The 18,333-nt window shown below is 71.9% G+C and carries 18 protein-coding genes and 1 riboswitch; of the genes, 6 read left to right on the forward strand and 12 right to left on the reverse strand.

Annotated features, from left to right (window positions below):
* Nucleotides 1–140: 140 nt before the first annotated feature.
* Complete coding sequence (locus tag ACWCRJ_RS07975; protein WP_450938674.1) at nucleotides 141–1,481, reverse strand: metallophosphoesterase; 1,341 nt, start codon at nucleotides 1,479–1,481, stop codon at nucleotides 141–143.
* A 16-nt stretch (nucleotides 1,482–1,497) separates the two neighbouring features.
* The gene (locus ACWCRJ_RS07980; protein WP_005481042.1) at nucleotides 1,498–1,740 is read right to left on the reverse strand and encodes an SCO4848 family membrane protein; all 243 of its coding nucleotides are present in this window, start codon (nucleotides 1,738–1,740) and stop codon (nucleotides 1,498–1,500) included.
* Nucleotides 1,741–1,867: 127 nt separating this feature from the next.
* Between ACWCRJ_RS07980 and ACWCRJ_RS07985 the strand changes: the two genes are divergently transcribed.
* Nucleotides 1,868–3,157, forward strand: coding sequence for a D-alanyl-D-alanine carboxypeptidase family protein (locus tag ACWCRJ_RS07985; RefSeq protein WP_450938497.1), 1,290 nt, complete (start codon nucleotides 1,868–1,870; stop codon nucleotides 3,155–3,157).
* An 83-nt stretch (nucleotides 3,158–3,240) separates the two neighbouring features.
* Here ACWCRJ_RS07985 and ACWCRJ_RS07990 read toward each other — a convergent pair whose 3' ends face one another.
* The 3 genes from ACWCRJ_RS07990 to ACWCRJ_RS08000 all read right to left on the reverse strand — a co-directional run bounded on the left by ACWCRJ_RS07990 (nucleotide 3,241) and on the right by ACWCRJ_RS08000 (nucleotide 5,697).
* Entirely contained in the window at nucleotides 3,241–4,116 is an 876-nt protein-coding gene (locus ACWCRJ_RS07990) for a YihY/virulence factor BrkB family protein (protein ID WP_450938498.1), read from the reverse strand.
* A 104-nt stretch (nucleotides 4,117–4,220) separates the two neighbouring features.
* A complete protein-coding gene (locus ACWCRJ_RS07995) occupies nucleotides 4,221–5,162 on the reverse strand; it encodes a decaprenyl-phosphate phosphoribosyltransferase (protein WP_450938499.1) in 942 nt (313 codons plus the stop codon).
* The gene (locus ACWCRJ_RS08000; RefSeq protein ID WP_450938500.1) at nucleotides 5,155–5,697 is read right to left on the reverse strand and encodes a phosphatase PAP2 family protein; all 543 of its coding nucleotides are present in this window, start codon (nucleotides 5,695–5,697) and stop codon (nucleotides 5,155–5,157) included. The genes ACWCRJ_RS07995 and ACWCRJ_RS08000 overlap by 8 nt, the downstream gene beginning before the upstream one ends.
* 143 nt (nucleotides 5,698–5,840) lie before the next feature.
* Here ACWCRJ_RS08000 and ACWCRJ_RS08005 point away from each other — a divergent pair, with 143 nt between their 5' ends.
* Nucleotides 5,841–7,340: an FAD-binding protein gene (locus ACWCRJ_RS08005; RefSeq protein ID WP_450938501.1), complete on the forward strand. Its 1,500-nt coding sequence runs from the start codon at nucleotides 5,841–5,843 to the stop codon at nucleotides 7,338–7,340.
* A gap of 52 nt (nucleotides 7,341–7,392) precedes the next feature.
* Nucleotides 7,393–8,148 (forward strand): decaprenylphospho-beta-D-erythro-pentofuranosid-2-ulose 2-reductase, encoded by a 756-nt coding sequence (locus ACWCRJ_RS08010; protein WP_450938502.1) that lies wholly within the window; start codon nucleotides 7,393–7,395, stop codon nucleotides 8,146–8,148.
* Nucleotides 8,149–8,271: 123 nt separating this feature from the next.
* Here the strand turns inward: ACWCRJ_RS08010 and ACWCRJ_RS08015 are convergent, their stop codons facing one another.
* Together ACWCRJ_RS08015 and trpS are read right to left on the reverse strand one after the other, a co-directional pair.
* On the reverse strand, nucleotides 8,272–8,871 hold the full coding sequence (locus ACWCRJ_RS08015; protein WP_450938503.1) for a 2'-5' RNA ligase family protein: 600 nt from the start codon (nucleotides 8,869–8,871) through the stop codon (nucleotides 8,272–8,274).
* Nucleotides 8,872–9,053: 182 nt separating this feature from the next.
* Nucleotides 9,054–10,067 carry a tryptophan--tRNA ligase gene (gene trpS / locus ACWCRJ_RS08020; protein WP_450938504.1) on the reverse strand — a complete coding sequence of 338 codons (1,014 nt, stop codon included), beginning with the start codon at nucleotides 10,065–10,067 and terminating at the stop codon, nucleotides 9,054–9,056.
* A gap of 100 nt (nucleotides 10,068–10,167) precedes the next feature.
* Between trpS and ACWCRJ_RS08025 the strand changes: the two genes are divergently transcribed.
* The 3 genes from ACWCRJ_RS08025 (at nucleotide 10,168) to ACWCRJ_RS08035 (ending at nucleotide 12,503) form a co-directional block, all read left to right on the forward strand.
* Nucleotides 10,168–10,788 (forward strand): RNA polymerase sigma factor, encoded by a 621-nt coding sequence (locus ACWCRJ_RS08025; protein WP_450938505.1) that lies wholly within the window; start codon nucleotides 10,168–10,170, stop codon nucleotides 10,786–10,788.
* Nucleotides 10,781–11,656 (forward strand): hypothetical protein, encoded by an 876-nt coding sequence (locus ACWCRJ_RS08030; protein WP_450938506.1) that lies wholly within the window; start codon nucleotides 10,781–10,783, stop codon nucleotides 11,654–11,656. Before ACWCRJ_RS08025 ends, ACWCRJ_RS08030 begins: the two co-directional genes overlap by 8 nt.
* Before the next feature lie 100 nt (nucleotides 11,657–11,756).
* Nucleotides 11,757–12,503 (forward strand): hypothetical protein, encoded by a 747-nt coding sequence (locus ACWCRJ_RS08035; RefSeq protein WP_450938507.1) that lies wholly within the window; start codon nucleotides 11,757–11,759, stop codon nucleotides 12,501–12,503.
* An 18-nt stretch (nucleotides 12,504–12,521) separates the two neighbouring features.
* On the opposite strand, the gene ACWCRJ_RS08040 is transcribed toward ACWCRJ_RS08035, so the two are convergent.
* The 5 genes from ACWCRJ_RS08040 to ACWCRJ_RS08060 all read right to left on the reverse strand — a co-directional run bounded on the left by ACWCRJ_RS08040 (nucleotide 12,522) and on the right by ACWCRJ_RS08060 (nucleotide 17,946).
* On the reverse strand, nucleotides 12,522–13,970 hold the full coding sequence (locus tag ACWCRJ_RS08040) for a glycine hydroxymethyltransferase (protein WP_450938508.1): 1,449 nt from the start codon (nucleotides 13,968–13,970) through the stop codon (nucleotides 12,522–12,524).
* Between the two features lie 31 nt (nucleotides 13,971–14,001).
* Nucleotides 14,002–14,090: riboswitch (ZMP/ZTP riboswitch) on the reverse strand.
* Nucleotides 14,091–14,172: 82 nt separating this feature from the next.
* Complete coding sequence (locus tag ACWCRJ_RS08045) at nucleotides 14,173–15,357, reverse strand: glutathionylspermidine synthase family protein (RefSeq protein ID WP_450938509.1); 1,185 nt, start codon at nucleotides 15,355–15,357, stop codon at nucleotides 14,173–14,175.
* Nucleotides 15,358–15,378: 21 nt separating this feature from the next.
* Entirely contained in the window at nucleotides 15,379–15,789 is a 411-nt protein-coding gene (locus ACWCRJ_RS08050; RefSeq protein WP_450938510.1) for a hypothetical protein, read from the reverse strand.
* Nucleotides 15,790–16,063: 274 nt separating this feature from the next.
* On the reverse strand, nucleotides 16,064–16,792 hold the full coding sequence (locus ACWCRJ_RS08055) for a hypothetical protein (RefSeq protein WP_450938511.1): 729 nt from the start codon (nucleotides 16,790–16,792) through the stop codon (nucleotides 16,064–16,066).
* Nucleotides 16,793–16,956: 164 nt separating this feature from the next.
* Nucleotides 16,957–17,946 carry a malate dehydrogenase gene (locus ACWCRJ_RS08060; RefSeq protein ID WP_037694352.1) on the reverse strand — a complete coding sequence of 330 codons (990 nt, stop codon included), beginning with the start codon at nucleotides 17,944–17,946 and terminating at the stop codon, nucleotides 16,957–16,959.
* Between the last annotated feature and the right edge of the window lie 387 nt (nucleotides 17,947–18,333).

The following is an 18,333-nucleotide window of genomic DNA, read 5'->3' on the forward strand; positions in this document are numbered from 1 at the left end:
TGGCGCCGATCACCTAACCACAGTCGGCTGTGTTGACGGAAGGCAGGTTTTGTTGAGTTGAGAAAGAACTAGGTAAGTGCATTACCCATGCATGACCGAAAGGCTTCGGAACCTTATGCGGAAAGGCTTCTGACGTCCCGTCATGCCTGCTTCGACGCCAATTGCACCAGCGTGATGTCCGACGGCGCCCCGACCCGCACCGGGGGTCCCCACGCGCCGGCGCCCCGGCTCACGTAGAGCTGGGTGTCGCCGTAGCGCTCCAGACCCGCGAGGGTGGGATTGGCCGCCTGGGCGACATACGTCATCGGCCACATCTGGCCACCGTGCGTGTGTCCGGAGAGCTGGAGGTCGACGCCGTGGTCGACGGCGTCGTGGATCTGGACGGGCTGGTGCGCCATGAGCACGACGGCCCGCGACGTGTCCCGGTCACCGAGCGCCTTGGCGAAGTCCGGGCCCTGGCCCTCGTCCTCGCCCGCGATGTCGTTCACCCCGGCGAGGTCGAGATACGGCAGCTCACGACGGGCGTTCTCCAGCGGGGTGAGGCCCAGCCGGCGCACCTCCTCCACCCATTGCTCGGCGCCGGAGATGTACTCGTGGTTGCCGGTGACGAAGTAGCTGCCGTGGCGCGCCTTCAGTCCGGCGAGCGGCGCCGCCGCCGGGCCGAGGTCGGCCACGTCGCCGTCGACCAGGTCGCCGACCACCGCGATCAGGTCGGGCTGCGTCGAGTTGATCGTGTCGACGACCTTCTGGGCGAAGCCCCTGCCCAGCATCGGCGAGAGGTGGATGTCGCTGACGACCGCGATCCGGAAACCGTGGCCCGCGCGCGGCAGTTTCGCCAGCGGCACGGTGACCCGCTTGAGCTTCGGGCCGCGGACGACGCCGTAGGTGCCGTAGCCGACCGTGCCGACGGCCGCGGCGGCGACGGCCCCGCCGACGACCCGGGAGACGAAGAGGCGGCGGGAAGGGTCGGCCGGGGCCGCGGGGGCGGCCGGGGTGGTGGAGGCGGGCGGGGCCGGGGGCTCCGTCGCGGCGGGGGCGGTGGGCGCGGCCGGCTGTCCGGTGTCGGTGGCCTCCGCGGGCTGGGCGCCCGCCGGGACCGGCTGCGGCTCGGGGGCGCGCACCACGGACTCCTGGTCCGGCTCCGGCGCGGGCGCCGGGGCGCGCCGCGCCATCAGACGGAGTACGAGCGGCCGTACGAGCTCCCCCGCCAGCAGGGCCAGCAGCAGGTACAGCGAGAGGGCGAGCCACATGAAGCCCGGCCAGGTCAGCGTCCGCTGGAGCCAGAAGGGGGCGTGGGCGCGCTCGGCCGCGAACCCGGCGAACATCAGCACCGGCCCGACGACGAACACCACCGTGCCCACGCGTCTGGCGAGGCCCGGCCCGCGTGTCGTGTCGCGCACCAGGCGGCGCCACGCGTACCAGTGCAGGGCCCCGAAGGCGCTCAGCACCAGCAGGGCGACAAGGACGAAGACAATGATCATCACGTCGTACTCCCGGTCACGCGGTCCGGCGAAGGGCGCGCACTCCGCGCAACCCGATGACCCCGATGGCCGTCCCAAGAGCAAGGGAGACGACGGCGAGCGTCAGATGCACCCAGAAGTACGCCGTCGGATCGCCCGCGTCGTCGAACGCGAGCCCGCTGCCGTCCTTCCACAGGTTCTTGATGAAAGTGGTCCAGATGACCCAGCTCCACACCCCGAAGGCGAGCAGGAACCAGGAGAGGGGGCGGCTGAGCTTCATGCGTTCAGTATCGCCGCCGACCGCAGGGTCCTCGCGCCGGGGTGCGAGCGGGGGCGCGAGTTCGCGAGAACGAGCCACGGCGCGCTGCGGTGGGATTTACCGGTCGGAGCCATGTACTTTCTCGATCGTGCCCGCCTCCAAGAAGACCGCCAGGCGCCCCCTGCTGGTCACCTCAGCCACCCTGCTGTCCCTCTCCCTCACCTCGCTGACACTGACGGCCGCCCCGGCCTTCGCGGCGAAGCCGTCACCGAGTTCGAGCGCCTCGCCGTCCGCGACTCCCCCGGCGGCCATGTCGACCGTCGGCGGCGAACAGCTGGGCAGGCCGGGCACCCAGGCAGCCCTCGGCAGCGACGCGCCGGTCCTGCCCAAGGACATCAGCGCCCGCTCCTGGATCGTCGCGGACGCCGAGTCGGGCGAGGTGCTGGCCGCGCACAACGCGCACTGGCGGCTGGCCCCCGCGAGCACGCTGAAGATGCTGTTCGCGGACACGCTGCTGCCGAAGTTCAACAGGGACGACGAGCACAAGGTCGTCCCCGCCGACCTGGCGGGCGTCGGCGCGGGCTCCAGCATGGTCGGCATAAAGGAGGACGAGAAGTACACCGTCCACGATCTGTGGCTCGGCGTCTTCCTTCGCTCCGGCAACGACGCGGTCCATGTCCTGTCGGCCATGAACGGCGGCGTGAAGCAGACCGTCGCCGACATGAACGCGCACGCCGAGGAGCTCCAGGCCCTCGACACGCACGCCGTCAGCCCCGACGGCTACGACGCCAAGGGGCAGGTGTCGTCGGCGTACGACCTGACCCTGTTCGCCAGGTCGGGGCTGCAGAAGAAGGACTTCCGGGAGTACTGCTCCACCGTCCGGGCGAAATTCCCCGGTGAGACGAAGAAGGGCAAGAACGGCAAGAAGAGCCGGTCCTCCTTCGAGATCCAGAACACCAACCGGCTGCTCACCGGGGACAGCGGCCTCGACTCCTACCAGGGCATCGCGGGTGTGAAGAACGGCAACACCACCAACGCGGGTGCCACGTTCACCGGGGTCGCCGAGCGGGGCGGCCGGGTCCTCCTCGTCACGGTCATGCACCCGGAGAAGAACGAGCACAACCAGGTCTACAAGGAGACCGCGAGCCTCCTCGACTGGGGGTTCAAGGCGGCGGGCAAGGTGACGCCGGTGGGCGAGCTGGTGGCGCCCAAGAGCGCGGAGACCTCCGGCGGGAGTGCCGAGCCGAGTGCGCGGCCGGGGGCCACGGACGCGGCGTCCGCCTCCGGTGGGGCGGGAGGCAAGTCCGTCGCGGCGAGCGCCTCCGGCGGGAGCGGCGGCGTCGGGATCGCGCTCGGGATCACGGGGGGCGTGCTGGTGCTGGTGGCCGGCGGCGTGTTCCTGGTGAACCGGAAGTGGCCTCTGCGGGGGCGCAAGTAGGGCGGACGGGGAGCGGCCGTGTGGTCGCTGCCCGGCGTGGGGCGCGGGTGCGCCGCGGCTGGTCGCGCGGGGCACCCGCGCCCTCAGTCGTCCGTTGCCGGTTCCGGTGCCTCCTTGCTGCTCTCCGCCGTCCAGGCCGCGCAGTACAGCAGGAGCTTGGTGGTGAAGTTGATCCACAGGAGCAGGGCGATGGGGACGCCGAAGGCGCCGTACATGCTCTTCGAGGCGATGCCCTGCATGTAGCCGCTGAGGAGGAGCTTCAGGAGTTCGAAGCCCACGGCTCCTATGAGGGCGGCCACGACGAGGCGGCGGCGGGGCGGGTGGACGCCGGGGAGCAGGGTGAGGACGTAGAGGAGGAGCAGGAAGTCGGCGAGGACGGCGACGGCGAACGCGGCGATGCGCAGGAGGATGCCGCCCCAGCCGTCGCGGTCGATGCCGAGCTGGTCGGCGAACCGGCCGACGGCCCAGGAGGCGGAGGTGGAGGCGGCCAGGGAGACGAGGACCGCGCCGCCGAGGCCGACGAGGACGCCCGTGTCCTTGGCCTTGGCGAGGACCGGGTTCTCGTCGGGGTCCGGCTTCTCCCAGACCGCGCGCAGACAGCCGCGCATCTCACCGACCCAGCCGATGCCGGTGAACAGCAGCAGCGCGCCGGCGATGACCCCGACCGTGCCGGCGTTCTCGACGAGGCCGGCGATGTCGAGCTGGTCGGAGATGCCGGGCACCTGCTCGGCGAGCCGGCCCTCCAGGTCGTGCTGCCTGTCCTTGCCGAGGGTCGCCGCGGCGACGGCGGCGACCACGGTCAGCAGCGGGAACAGCGCCAGGAAGCTGATGAAGGTCATCGCGGCGGCCAGCCGGGTCCACTTCACCCGGTCGAGCCGCTCGTACGACCGCCACGCGTGCGTGGTCATCAGACGCTCCACCAGGGGGCCCACCCCGGGAAGCTTTTTCAGCCAGTCCATGATCCGAACTCTGCCCCACTCGTCGCCGGCCGATGCCGGGTACCCCCGCACCGGTCCGCACAGGCGCTCCGGACCTCACCGCCCCCGGCGTGGTGGCCGTCGCGTCACCAGTCCGCCACCGCCAGCCCGTACATCGTCAGCCACACCACCGCGATGAGGGCGAGGGCGCGGTCGTGCAGGACGACGTCCTCGGGCTCGCCCGCGGTGCCCCGGTCGGCGAAGACGGCGTAGCGCAGGACGGCCAGGACGAAGGCGACCATGGAGAGCTGACGCCAGGGCAGGACCCCGGTGGTGGAGACACCGCCCTCCTCCAGCGCCCACAGGCAGTAGCCGAGCACGGCGACCCCGGCGGCCAGCTGCCAGACGAAGCGCAGGTATCCGGCCGTGTACTCGGTGAGCAGCGCCCGGGTGGCGCCGGGCCGGTCGGCCATCTGCACGGCCTCCGAGTAGCGCTTGGCCGCGACCATGAACAGCGCGCCGAAGCCGGTGGTGATCAGGAACCAGCGCGACAGCGGGATGTTCAGCGCCGGCCCGCCGGCCATCGCCCGCATCAGGAACCCGGTGGTGACGACGGCCAGATCGACGACCAGGACGTGCTTGAGGCTGACGCAGTAGGCGAGTTGGAGTGCGAGGTACGCGGTCAGCAGCACGGCGGTGTACGGCGGGCAGAGCCACGCGGCGGTGAGGGGCGCGAGCACGGCCAGGGCGCCGCCGACGGCGTACGCGACCGGTACGGGCACCTGTCCGGCGGCGACCGGGCGGTGGCGCTTGACCGGGTGGGCGCGGTCGGCCTCGGCGTCCCGGGCGTCGTTGACGAGGTACACGGCGGCGGCGCAGGCCGTGAAGAGCACGAAGACGAGCGGGAGTTGCGTGAGCGCGCGCGGGGTGAGGAGTTCCCCGGCGGCCGCGGGCGCGGCGACGACCAGGGTGTTCTTGATCCATTGGCGGGGTCGGGCGGTGCGCAGCAGGCCGAGGGCGAGGCCGGTCTTCGGGGCCGCCTGCCCGGGGGTCGTCCGCCGCTCCAGGAGGACGGTGCGCTCAGCCACGGCCGTTCACCACCCAGCGTGCGCCCAGCCGCGCGGTGAGCGCCCCGAGCGCCACGCCCGCCGCCACGTCCGACGGGTAGTGCACGCCGGCCACCAGCCGGGAGAGGCACATCGCGGCGGCGAGCGGGGCAGCGGCGGCGAGGACGAGGGGGCAGGCCGGGGCCCCGTGGGCGACGACGGCGACCGCCGCCGCTGCCGAACTGGCGTGCGAGCTGGGGAAGGAGTGCCGTCCGGCGGTGCGGACCAGGGGTACGACCCGCACGGGGCGCGGCCGCCGCACCACTCGCTTGACGCCCATGCTGACCAGGTGCGCCCCGGCGGTCACCGCCGTGCCGCGCAGCCACACGCCGCGCCGCTCCCGGTCGACGGCGGCCCCCGCCAGTCCGCCCGCGAGCCACAGCAGGCCGTGTTCCCCGGCCCAGGACAGTCCGCGCGCGGCGGCCGCGACGCGCGGGTCCGCGCCCCGGGCGTGCAACACGGAGAGCAACCGCCGGTCCAGGCCGCGCACGCCGTCGACGACGTCAACTTCACCCATGCGATGCCACTCTTCTAGGTGGCCGTCCGGGAGCTGCGGCAATCTGGAACGACATCCCATTAATCACCCGTTTCGGTGAGGCGGCAGAGCGGCCGGGCCGACGTACCCGGTTCCTCCGCACACGCGGCGATACGGTCGCGGGCATGCCAGCCGACGCCGCCGGGGCCCCTCCGGCCACCCCACCCCCCGCCCCCGGCCGGACCGTCCCCGTCACCGGCTGGGGCCGCACCGCCCCGACCGCCGCCCGTCTGCTGCGCCCACGTACCTACGACGAGGCCGCGGCCGCCGTACGGGCGTGCGGGGCGCGCGGGGGGATCGCCCGGGGGCTGGGACGGGCGTACGGGGACGCGGCGCAGAACGCGGGCGGCACCGTCCTGGACATGACCGGACTCGACCGGGTCCACGCCGTCGACGCGGACGCCGGCACGGTCCTGTGCGACGCCGGCGTCTCGCTGCACCGGCTGATGGAGGTGCTGCTCCCCCTGGGCTGGTTCGTGCCGGTGACCCCCGGGACCCGCCAGGTGACCGTCGGCGGTGCCGTCGCGGCCGACATCCACGGCAAGAACCACCACGTCTCCGGGTCGTTCGCCCGGCACGTCCTGTCCCTCGAACTGCTGACGGCGGACGGCGAGATCCGTACGGTCGTCCCCGGCACCCCCCTCTTCGACGCCACGGCCGGGGGCATGGGTCTGACCGGCGTCGTCCTCACCGCGACCGTACGGCTCCTGCCCGTCGAGACGTCCTGGATGTCCGTCGACACCGAACGCGCCCGCGACCTCGACGACCTCCTCGCCCGCCTGACGGCCGGCGACCGCCACCACCGCTACTCCGTCGCCTGGATCGACCTGCTCGCCCGGGGCGCGTCGACGGGCCGCGCGGTCCTCACCCGCGGCGACCACGCGCCCCTGGAGGCGCTGGAGCCGCCGGGATCGCCGTCCACGCGCGCGCGTGGGCACTCCTCGTCCCCACGCGCGCGTGGCGGGCTTTTCCTCCGCGGGGACGCGCTCAGCGGAAACACTTTCCGGAGGCGCGCGTCCACCAGTCCGTTGGAATTCCGGACCAGCCGGCTCCCGGCGCCTCCCGCCCGCGTCCCCGAAGGCCTCCTGGGCCGTACGGCCGTAAGCCTCTTCAACGAACTCTGGTACCGCCGGGCCCCCCGGGCCCGCACCGGCGAACTCCAACGTCTCTCCACCTTCTTCCACCCCCTCGACGGCGTCCCGCACTGGAACCGGATCTACGGCAGGTCCGGCTTCGTGCAGTACCAGTTCGTCGTCGGATACGGCCACGAGGAGACCCTGCGCCGGATCGTCGACCGGATCTCCGCGCGCCGCTGCTCCTCCTTCCTCGCCGTGCTGAAGCGGTTCGGCGAGGGCGACCCCGGCTGGCTGTCCTTCCCGATGCCCGGCTGGACCCTCGCCCTGGACATCCCGGCGGGCCTGCCCGGCCTCGCCACCTTCCTGGACACGCTCGACGAGGAGGTCGCCGCCGCCGACGGCCGCGTCTACCTGGCCAAGGACGCCCGCCTGCGCCCCGAACTGCTGACCGCGATGTACCCCCGGCTGCCCGAGTTCCGCGCACTGCGGCGGGAGTTGGACCCGGGCGGCGTCTTCGTGTCGGACCTGGCCCGACGCCTCGGCCTCTGAGCGCCGTGCACGCCGTGGAACCCCCTGTCCCCCCACACACCCAGGAGCTGTCTTGAAGGACGCCTTCGGCACCCCCCAGTCCCTGCTGATCCTCGGCGGCACGTCGGACATCGCGCTGGCCACGGCACGCCGGCTGATCGCCCGCCGCACCCGCACGGTGTGGCTGGCGGGACGCCCCTCGCAGGGCCTGGAGAACGCCGCCGTCCACCTGCGCGGACTCGGCGCGCAGACGCACACCGTCACCTTCGACGCGCTCGACCCCGCGTCCCACGAGGCGATCCTCGGCAAGATCTTCGCCGAGGGCGACATCGACATGGTCCTGCTCGCCTTCGGCGTGCTCGGCGACCAGGCCAACGACGAGCGCGACCCGGTGGCCGCCGCGCGCGTCGCCCAGACCAACTACACGGGCGCCGTCTCGTCCGCGCTGATCTGCGGACGGGCCCTCCAGGCACAGGGGCACGGCTCCCTGGTGGTCCTGTCCTCCGTCGCCGCCGAGCGCGCCCGCCGTTCCAACTTCATCTACGGCTCCAGCAAGGCCGGCCTCGACACCTTCACCCAGGGTCTCGGCGACGCCCTCCACGGCACGGGCGCCCATGTGATGCTCGTCCGCCCCGGCTTCGTCCGCACGAGCATGACGGCCGGCCGCCCGGAGTCCCCCCTCGCGACGACCCCGGAGGCGGTCGCCACCGCCATCGAACTGGGCCTGCGGCGGCGCTCGGAGACGGTGTGGGTGCCCGGTTCGCTGCGTCCGGTGATGGCGGCCCTGAGGCACATGCCGAGGGCGCTGTTCCGCCGCCTGCCGCTGTAGAGCCTGGAGCCGTGGAGCCGTGTCCTTCGGAGCCCCGGATCAGGAGCGCCCCGCAAGGGGCGCGGGGAACGGCGCGAACAACCCCCACCCGCCCGCAGTCGCCGAACGACCCGGACCTGCGAGCTATGAGGCGCCCGGTCCTCCCAGCGGCAGCGTCACCGTGTCCCCCACCGGCGCCCCCGCCTGCGACGGGACGACCGATCCGCCGAACGCGAACTCGCGCAGCTTGCGCCAGACCGCGTCGGGGCCCTGTTCGTAGAGCGCGAAGCCGGTGCAGGGCCACTGGGCCTCGTACCCGGCGAGTTCCTCGAACGCCCGGTCCATCGCCTCCTCGGCGATGCCGTGCGCGACGGTGACGTGCGGGTGGTACGGGAAGTTCAGCTCGCGTGCCACCGGCCCCGAGGCGTCCCGGACCTGCTTCTGCAGCCAGGTGCAGGCCTCGGCTCCCTCGACGATCCGCACGAACACCACGGGCGACACCGGGCGGAACGTGCCCGTGCCGGACAGCCGCATCGGGAAGGGCCGGCCGGCCGCCGCGACCTCGGCGAGATGCGCTTCGATCGCCGGCACCTCGTCGCCGCCGACCTCGGTCGGCGGCAGCAGCGTGACATGCGTGGGGATGCCGTGAGCCGCGGCGTCGCCGAAGCCCGCGCGCAGCTCCTGGAGCTGGCTGCCGTGGGGCTCCGGGACCGCGATCGACACACCGATCGTTACGGTCCCCACGTCGTCTCCTGTCGTCGTGTCCTGCGCGTGGTCGTGGATCTTGCGGGGCGCACTCCGTCGCACCGGCTATCGACTGTACGGCCACGGCGGTGTTCCGGGCAGGCGCAGCGGGAGTGATGTGCGGCGCTGTCGGTGGTGCGACGGGTGGTGCGGTCGGCGCTCGGGGCCCGAGGCGGTGCGGCTCAGTGCTTGGCGGGCAGGAAGCCCACCTTGTCGTACGCCTGGGAGAGCGTCTCCGCGGCGACGGCGCGCGCCTTCTCGGCCCCCTCGGCCAGGATCGAGTCGAGCGTCTCCGGGTCGTCCAGATACTGCTGGGTGCGCTCCCGGAAGGGCGTCACGAACTCGACCATGGCCTCGGCGAGGTCCGTCTTGAGCGCACCGTAGCCCTTGCCGACGTACTTCTGCTCCAGTTCCCCGATACCCGTACCCGTCAGGGTCGAGTAGATGCTGAGCAGGTTGCTGACGCCCGGCTTCTCGGCGGGGTCGAAGCGGATCACCGTGTCCGTGTCGGTGACCGCGCTCTTGACCTTCTTGGCGGTGGCCTTCGGATCGTCGAGCAGATTGATCAACCCCTTCGGGGTCGACGCCGACTTGCTCATCTTGATCGCGGGGTCCTGAAGGTCGTAGATCTTCGCCGTCTCCCTCAGGATGTACGGCTTCGGGATCGTGAAGGTCGCGCCGAAGCGGCCGTTGAAGCGCTCGGCGAGGTCACGGGTGAGCTCGATGTGCTGGCGCTGGTCCTCGCCCACCGGGACCTCGTTCGCCTGGTACAGCAGGATGTCCGCGACCTGGAGGATCGGGTACGTGAAGAGGCCGACGCTCGCGCGGTCGGCGCCCTGCTTGGCGGACTTGTCCTTGAACTGGGTCATGCGGGAGGCCTCGCCGAAGCCGGTCAGGCAGTTCATGATCCAGCCGAGCTGGGCGTGCTCGGGGACGTGGCTCTGGACGAAGAGGGTGCAGCGCTCCGGGTCGAGACCGGCGGCGAGGAGCTGCGCGGCGGCGAGCCTGGTGTTGGCGCGCAGGTCCGCGGGGTCCTGCGCGATGGTGATCGCGTGCAGGTCTACGACCATGTAGAAGGCGTCGTGGGACTCCTGCAGGGCCACCCACTGGCGGACGGCGCCGAGGTAGTTGCCGAGGTGGAACGAGCCGGCGGTGGGCTGGATGCCGGAGAGCACGCGGGGTCGGTCAGAGGCCATGCTCACCATTCTCTCAGGTCTCGGGGGGCGTTCCGGAACCGACCGGAAACAGAGGGGACACGGGCGGGAACCGATCCGGCTCGGGCGGTGTACCCATTGTGTGAGAACGCGGGAGGGGGGCCGCATCGTCGATGAGGCCGCGGTGATCGCACGCGTACGCGCCGGGGAGCCGGAGGCCTATGCGGAGCTGGTGCGCGCCCACACGGGCATCGCGCTGCGGGCGGCCCGGGCGCTCGGCGCCGGTGCGGACGCGGAGGACGTGGTGCAGCAGGCCTTCTTCAAGGCGTACTGCACACTGGGCCGCTTCCGGGACGGCTCCGCGTTCCGGCCGTGGCTGCTGTCGATCGTGGCCAATGAGACGAGGAACACAGTGCGGACAGCGGGGCGTCAGCGGTCCCTGGCCGACCGTGAGGCGGCGTTCGTCGAGGCCGAGCCGTTGATACCGTCCTCGGCCGACCCGGCGGTCGCCGCGCTGGCGATAGAGCGCCGTGTCGCGCTCCTGGGCGCCCTGGAGAAGCTGAGCGAGGAGCACCGGCTGGTCGTCACCTACCGCTATCTGCTGGAGATGGACGAGCCGGAGACGGCGGCGGCCCTCGGCTGGCCCCGGGGCACGGTGAAGTCCCGCCTGAGCCGGGCGCTGCGCAGGCTGGGCCGTCTGCTGCCGGAGTTCGAGCCGGGTGAGGCCCTGGAGAAGGCGGGAGGAGGTGAGGGACGTGAGTGAGCCCGACCGGTCGTACGGGAGCCAGGACGCGGAGCGGGAGCGTGTCGGTGGTGGCACGGGGGGTGAGGGGCGTGACGTCCGATTGCCCGAGGAGTTGCGGGCGCTCGGGAGGTCGCTGGACCGGCCGGGGGCCGACGGGGACGAGACCATGGTCGAGCGGGTGCTGCGGCAGATACTCGCCGAGCAGGTGCCCGCCCCGGTGGCCGAGCCGACGGGCGCCGGTGCGCGGCTGCGGGCGGTGCGCCGGTGGGCCGGACTCCGTCGGCGCGCCCTGACCGCCGCGCTGTGCGGACTGCTCACGGTGCTCGTCCTCACCCCGCCGGTACGGGCCGCGGTGGCCGACTTCTTCGACTTCGGCGGGGTCGAGGTGCGGTACGACCCGTCGGCGTCGCCTTCGCCCGGGGCGGGGGTGCCGGGCTGCCCCGATCCGGTCCCGCTCGCCGAGGCAGGGCGGCGGGCGGGGTTCGCCCCGCTCGTGCCGGGTGCGCTGGGGACGCCGGACGCGGTGTCGGTGACGCGTGCGCCGAAGGGCCGCTTCGTGATCACCCTCTGCTGGGAGGAGCGGGGACACACCGTCCGGCTCGACGAGTACGCGGCCCGGCTGGCCCCCGAGTACGGCAAGACCGTGGCGGGTGAGCAGGCCGTCGAGTGGGTCCGGCTGGGCTCGGGCGCGTTCGACGCGTTGTGGTTCCCGGAGCCGCACCTCCTGCGCTTCTGGATGACCTCGGAGGACGGCTCCCGCTTCACCCGCTCCGAGCGCACGGCGGGGCCCACTCTGCTGTGGGTCCACGGCGAGGAGTTCACGCTGCGGCTGGAGGGCGTGGCGTCCAAGGACCGGGCGCGGAAGATCGCGGAGTCATTGGACTGATCGGTCCCGTCGAGGTGGGAACCCCGGCGGTTCGAGCGGTGTACCAGGAGTGACACCGCGAGTGCGGACGGACCGCACCGGGATCGATCGGGGGTGTCGGATGCGTGGACCGCGACAACTGGCGGCGGCGTTGGGCGCGTTGCTGACCGCCTTGGCTCTGCTCCTGCTGGAGGCGCCGCCCTCGGCGGCGGGCGGACCGACCAGCGTGCTGCTGGTCGCACCGACCAGCCATCGGACGGCTTCGCTGTACGGCACGGACAAGCAGTACGACCTCCTGGTCAGGCTCCTCGTCCCGGCCGGCTCCGCGCTCGACGGGAGCCGGGAGAAGGCTCCGGACTGGGGGCCGGAGGACACCTGGGGAGGTCAGGTCGGCGACATGGTCACCGTGACGTGGATGAGCCATGACGTGACGGCCTGGCGGGTGGACCGGCTGTACATGTCGCCGCCCGACACGAAGGACGTCTGGATCCACACGGGACTGGAAACGGCGGAGGACACCGCGGCCTCGGGCGAGGGTGTCTGGCACAAGGCGAAGCAGTCGGAGGAGCTGCGGGCGCTGCTGCGAGGACTCGGGGTCCTGGGCGAGCCCTCCGACGGCTCGGTGCAGGGAACGTCCTCGGACGACGCGCTCACCGGTTCCGGTACCGAGCCCGGCGGGACGGTCACCGGCACACGCTCCGCGGCGGACGTATCCGGTCCGGCCGACCATGCCCGCTGGGCGATACCCGCCCTGGCCCTGGGCCTGCTCCTCGGCTCCGGGGGCGCCACGCTGCTGCTGCGCCGCGCGGCGGCCCGGCACGAGTCCGGACCGCCGCGGGAGCCCCGTCAGGAGCTGTTGGATGCCTGACCGGCCGTGGCGAGGGGGTCAGCCGAGGTCGATCTCCGGGTAGAGCGGGAAGCCGGCGACGAGGTCGGTGGCACGGCGGGAGATCTCGTCGGCGACCTTCGCGTCGAGGACGTGCTGGGCCTTGGAGGGGGCGCCCGACTTGGTGGTGCCGGACTCCGTGGTGGTCAGGACACGGTCGATCAGGCCGGCGACCTCGTCCATCTCGGCGGTGCCCAGACCACGCGTGGTCAGCGCGGGCGTACCGATGCGGATGCCGGAGGTGTACCAGGCGCCGTTCGGGTCGGCCGGGATGGCGTTGCGGTTGGTGACGATGCCGGAGTCGAGCAGCGCGGCCTCGGCCTGGCGGCCGGTGAGACCGTAGGAGGTGGCGACGTCGATCAGGTTGAGGTGGTTGTCGGTGCCGCCGGTGACCAGGGTGGCGCCCCGGCGCATCAGGCCCTCGGCGAGGGCCCGGGAGTTGTCGACGATGCGCTGGGCGTAGTCCTGGAAGGCGGGCTGCCGGGCCTCGGCCAGGGCGACGGCCTTGGCGGCCATGACGTGCGGGAGGGGGCCGCCGAGGACCATCGGGCAGCCGCGGTCGACCTGGTCCTTCAGGGAGTCGTCGCACAGGACCATGCCGCCGCGCGGGCCGCGCAGCGACTTGTGGGTGGTCGTGGTGACGATCTGGGCGTGCGGTACCGGGTCGAAGTCGCCGGTGAGGACCTTGCCGGCGACGAGGCCCGCGAAGTGCGCCATGTCCACCATCAGCGTGGCGCCGACCTCGTCGGCGATCTCGCGCATGATCCGGAAGTTCACCAGACGGGGGTAGGCGGAGTAGCCGGCGACGATGATCAGCGGCTTGAAGTCCTGGGCGGTGACGCGCAGGGCCTCGTAGTCGATGAGGCCGGTGGCGGGGTCGGTGCCGTACGAGCGCTGGTCGAACATCTTGCCGGAGATGTTGGGGCGGAAGCCGTGAGTGAGGTGGCCGCCGGCGTCCAGGGACATACCGAGCATGCGCTGGTTGCCGAAAGCCTGGCGGAGTTCGGCCCAGTCGGCCTCGGAGAGGTCGTTGACCTGGCGGGCGCCGGTCTTCTCCAGGAAGGGGGCCTCGACGCGGTCGGCGAGGACGGACCAGAAGGCGACCAGGTTGGCGTCGATGCCGGAGTGCGGCTGGACGTAGGCGTGGCGGGCGCCGAAGAGCTCCCGGGCGTGCTCGGCGGCGAGGGACTCGACGGTGTCGACGTTGCGGCAGCCTGCGTAGAAGCGGCGGCCGACGGTGCCCTCGGCGTACTTGTCGCTGAACCAGTTGCCCATGGTCAGAAGGGTGGCCGGGGAGGCGTAGTTCTCGGAGGCGATCAGCTTGAGCATCTCGCGCTGGTCGCTGACCTCCTGGCCGATGGCGTCGGCCACGCGCGGCTCGACGGCGCGGATCACATCGAGGGCGGCACGGAAGGCGGTGGACTCGTGGGAGAGGGGCTCGGCTGACATGGGGACCTCCGGACGTTGCGTTCAGCGTTCACGGTACGGCCCAGGCGCACGGCACTCATCTTTCCCGGGCCGCTCCCCGATGGTCCGTCCCATCCCAGCGCGCCAGTCACGGCCCGCCGATCACCCTATCGGGCGTGGTGGACGTCCGGGCCCGGACGTCCACCATACGAACGACGGCAGGAGGCGGAGGAGAGTGCGGAGGTCAGAGGATCACATGGGGCAGGAAGCGGGCGTACTCGTCGGTGACCAGGCCCGAGGACTCGCGGATGCCGAGGCCCGCCGACTCGTCCTCGACGACCCAGGCGCCGAGGACGACATGGTTGCCGTCGAAGGCCGGAAGGGGGGCCAACTCCTGGTAGCAGCGGGCCTCTGTGGACGGTGCGGAGGCGGTGCCCGCCTCGTGGACGGTGACGCCGGCGCCCTCGCGGCCGAGGAGCGGTTTGGCGACGTAGCCGGTGGTGGACGCCAGTTCGCGGGGGCCGTCGAGATAGGCGGGGAGGAGGTTCGGGTGGCCGGGGTACAGCTCCCAGAGGACGGCGAGAAGGGCCTTGTTACTGAGGAGCATCTTCCAGGCGGGCTCGATCCACATCGTGGTCCCGGTGCCGCCGCCGTTGTCGAGGGTGGCGAGCACATGGGGGGCGAAGCGGTCGGTGGTGAGCCACTCCCAGGGATAGAGCTTGAAGATACTGCGGATGAAACGCAGCTTCTTGTCGACGAACCGGTCCGCGAGGCGGTCCCAGCCGATGTCCTCCATGGAGATCCAGTCGGTGTCCAGGCCGGCCTGTTCGGCGGTCTCCTTCAGGTAGGCGACCGTCATCAGGTCCTCGCCCAGTTCGTCGCCCGCGGAGTGCGCGAAGTACAGGGGGCTGCCCGGTGGGAGGAGGGAGGACTGCTTCTTCCAGGCGGCGACAAGGCGTTCGTGGAGGGAGTTCCACTGGTCGGCGCCCGGGAAGCGTTCCTCCATCCAGAACCACTGGGGGCCGGCCGCCTCGACGAGCGAGGTCGGGGTGTCGGCGTTGTACTCCAGCAGTTTGGCGGGGCCGGTCCCGTCGTGGCGGAGGTCGAAGCGGCCGTAGACAGAGGGCAGTTCGGCCCGTCGGCGCCACGCCTCGGCGACGAGGCCGGCGAGGCGTGGGTCGGTGATGCCGAGGTCGGCGAAGCGGTCGTGCTCGACGATGTGCGCGGCGGCCGCCAGGCACATGGCGTGCAGTTCCTCGACGACCTCCTCCAGTGCCTCGACCTCGGGGAGCGAGAAGACGTAGTACGCGCTCTCGTCCCAGTACGGGCGCAGGGAGCCGTCGGGGTAGCGGGTCAGCGGGTAGATGAGCCCCTGTTCCTCGACGGTCTCCTGCCAGCCCGGCCGGGGCTCGATGGTGCGGCGTTCCATGGTTCTGCCTCGTCCGCCGGCTCAGCCGCCGCTGGAGCCGGAACCGTCACCGTCGCCCGAGCAGCCGAAGCCGTCCCGGTCCACGGCCTCGCTGCGGCTGAAGGTGCCGTCGTCGGCCCAGCCGCCACTGACGTCCGCGTCGTAGTACCAGGCGGCGTCGGCCGAACCGGCCTGCTTCCGGTTGCCGCTGCTGTTGCTCTTGCTGTTGCTCTTGCTGTTGCTCTTGCTGTTCTTGCCGTACGACGACGAGCCGGAACCCGTGTTGCAGTTCCTGTCCGCGATGATCTTGTAGCCGTTGGCGTAGTCGTAGCTGTCGCGATCCACGCAACGGCGGTCCGGATCGGATCCGCAGGAGGTCAGGGCCGCCGCGACGACACCCATCCCTCCGAGGACGACCGTGCTGGACCGCAGTCGCCTGCGCTGCTCTCCCATGTGTGCTCCCCCGTCGGGCCATTGGCCCCTGTCGTACCGAGGCCGGCCCGCTGTGCGCTACGCGATGACCGGCCGCCGTTTATGTGCGCCTTATCGGCGCTCAGACTAGTGATCGAGTCGCCGAGGGGGCCAACCGGGTGCGCGGGGCCGACGACTTCGGCTTCGGCTCGGGCTTCGGCTTCGGCGTCGGTTGGGCAGGGGGCCGCTCGGAGGCTGGGCAGGGGGCCAAGGAGACCGGCACCGTACAGCCGCCGTGTCGGACGCCGTCCCGTGTTCATCCCCTGACGCAGGTCGCGTCCGTCGGGCAGAGGGAGGTGACCACAGTGGTGACCGGTTCGCGGAGTTCGTCGAGCGGGGTGGACTCGGGGGCGCTGAGGCGGACTCCGTAGATCTTGTCGCCGGCCGTGCGGAAGCGGTGGTCGATGACCTGACGGGGGCCCGCCTCGCCTTCGCCGTCGAAGCGGTAGACGACTTCGGAGTAGCTGTCGTCGTCGGCGGCCGAGCGGTCGAGGGCGCGATAGCCGGGGAGGCGGGCGAAGCCGTAGTTCTCGTTCTCCGCCAGGTCCATGGACTCGGCCGGGCTGCTCTCGCTGACCAGGAAGAGCTGGAGGATGCGGCTGCCGTCCGGGGAGTCGTAGGTCACGACGGTGGGCTTGTCCGTCGGCGTCTTCGCGGTGCGTTTCCAGCCGGAGGGGACGTCGACGGTGAAGCCGGCCGGGTCGTCGGAGTGGACGTAGCCGGGGGTGTCGCCCGCGCCGGAGTCCGGGTCCGACTGCTTCGGTGTGGCCGGGTCGGTGTGGCCGTCGTCCGCCGGGCCCGCCGCCGAGACGGAGGGCGGGGGCGTCGAGGGGGAGCTGTCCGCGGCGGTCGCCCGGGCCGGGCCGTCGTCGTCACGGGACAGGGTCCACACCCCGAAACCGATGCCGCCGCCGAGCAGGGCCGCGAGGGCGACGGCGACGGTCAGGCGCGGCCACGGGCTGCCGCGCCCGGGAGTGTCGTCCACCCAGCGCCCTTGGTGCGGATCCCACCTCGTCATCCTGCCCCCCTTGCCGTCGCCGACCCTCTCACGACGTACGTTCACCGACGATAGCGGCGTACACGCCGAACAGGCCCCGTCCTGGTCGAAACCGGGACAGGGCCTGCGGGAGCAAGCTATAAGACGTCGGCTCAGATGAGGCCGAGCGCGCGGACCGCGTCGCGCTCCTCCGCCAGCTCCTGGACCGAGGCGTCGATACGGGCGCGGGAGAACTCGTTGATCTCCAGGCCCTGGACGATCTCGTACTTGCCGTCCTTGACGGTGACGGGGAAGGAGGAGATGAGCCCCTCGGCCACACCGTAGGAACCGTCGGACGGGATACCCATGGAGGCCCAGTCGCCCTCGGCGGTGCCGTTGACCCAGGTGTAGATGTGGTCGATGGCTGCGTTGGCGGCGGACGCGGCCGACGAGGCGCCACGGGCCTCGATGATGGCGGCGCCACGCTTGGCGACGGTCGGGATGAAGTCCTCGGCGAGCCACTTCTCGTCGTTGACGACCTCGGCGGCGTTCTTGCCGGCGACCGTGGCGTGGAAGATGTCCGGGTACTGGGTCGCCGAGTGGTTGCCCCAGATCGTGAGCCGCTGGATCTCGGAGACCGGGACGCCCGTCTTCTTCGACAGCTGGGTCAGCGCGCGGTTGTGGTCCAGGCGGGTCATCGCGGTGAAGCGCTCGGCCGGGACGTCCGGCGCGGCGGCCTGGGCGATGAGGGCGTTGGTGTTGGCCGGGTTGCCGACGACGAGGACCTTGATGTCGTCCGCGGCGTTGTCGTTGATGGCCTTGCCCTGCGGCTTGAAGATGCCGCCGTTGGCCTCCAGGAGGTCACCGCGCTCCATGCCCTTGGTACGGGGGCGGGCGCCCACGAGCAGACCCACGTTGGCGCCGTCGAAGGCGACGTTCGGGTCGTCCGTGATGTCGATGCCCTGGAGGAGCGGGAAGGCGCAGTCGTCGAGCTCCATGGCGGTGCCCTCGGCGGCCTTGAGCGCCGGGGTGATCTCCAGCAGGCGGAGCTTGACCGGCACGTCCGCGCCGAGCAGCTGGCCGGAGGCGATGCGGAAGAGCAGGGCGTAACCGATCTGGCCGGCCGCGCCGGTGACGGTGACGTTCACGGGAGTGCGGGTCATGGCGTTCTCCGTATGACAGCTGGCGGTGGGGCGTCCCTGCCCCTGGTGGGACGTACAAATGATCGATCTCTTGGCGTCAAGAGAGATCGGTGGTCAGGCTACCGCGCATCCGGGATCCCGGACGGCCGGGGTTCGTGTGGCCCAGCCCACAAGTCGCTCCGCGCTGCCGCGCCGTACGGAGCGTCGCATGAAAAGGCGGCCGCCGGTCCGGGGGGAGGGACCGAGCGGCCGCCTTTGTGGGGGCGCCGGGCCGGGAGGGGAGGGGGGATCCTCCTCCCGGGCTGACCGGACTCCCGTGGGGGTACTGTCCGCATGCCCCGGAGTTCGGCGAGCATTCCACTTCCGTCGTGATTACTTTTACGGTACAGGTGACTACGTTCCGTCATG

This window comes from Streptomyces sp. NPDC002324 (genome assembly GCF_053593335.1).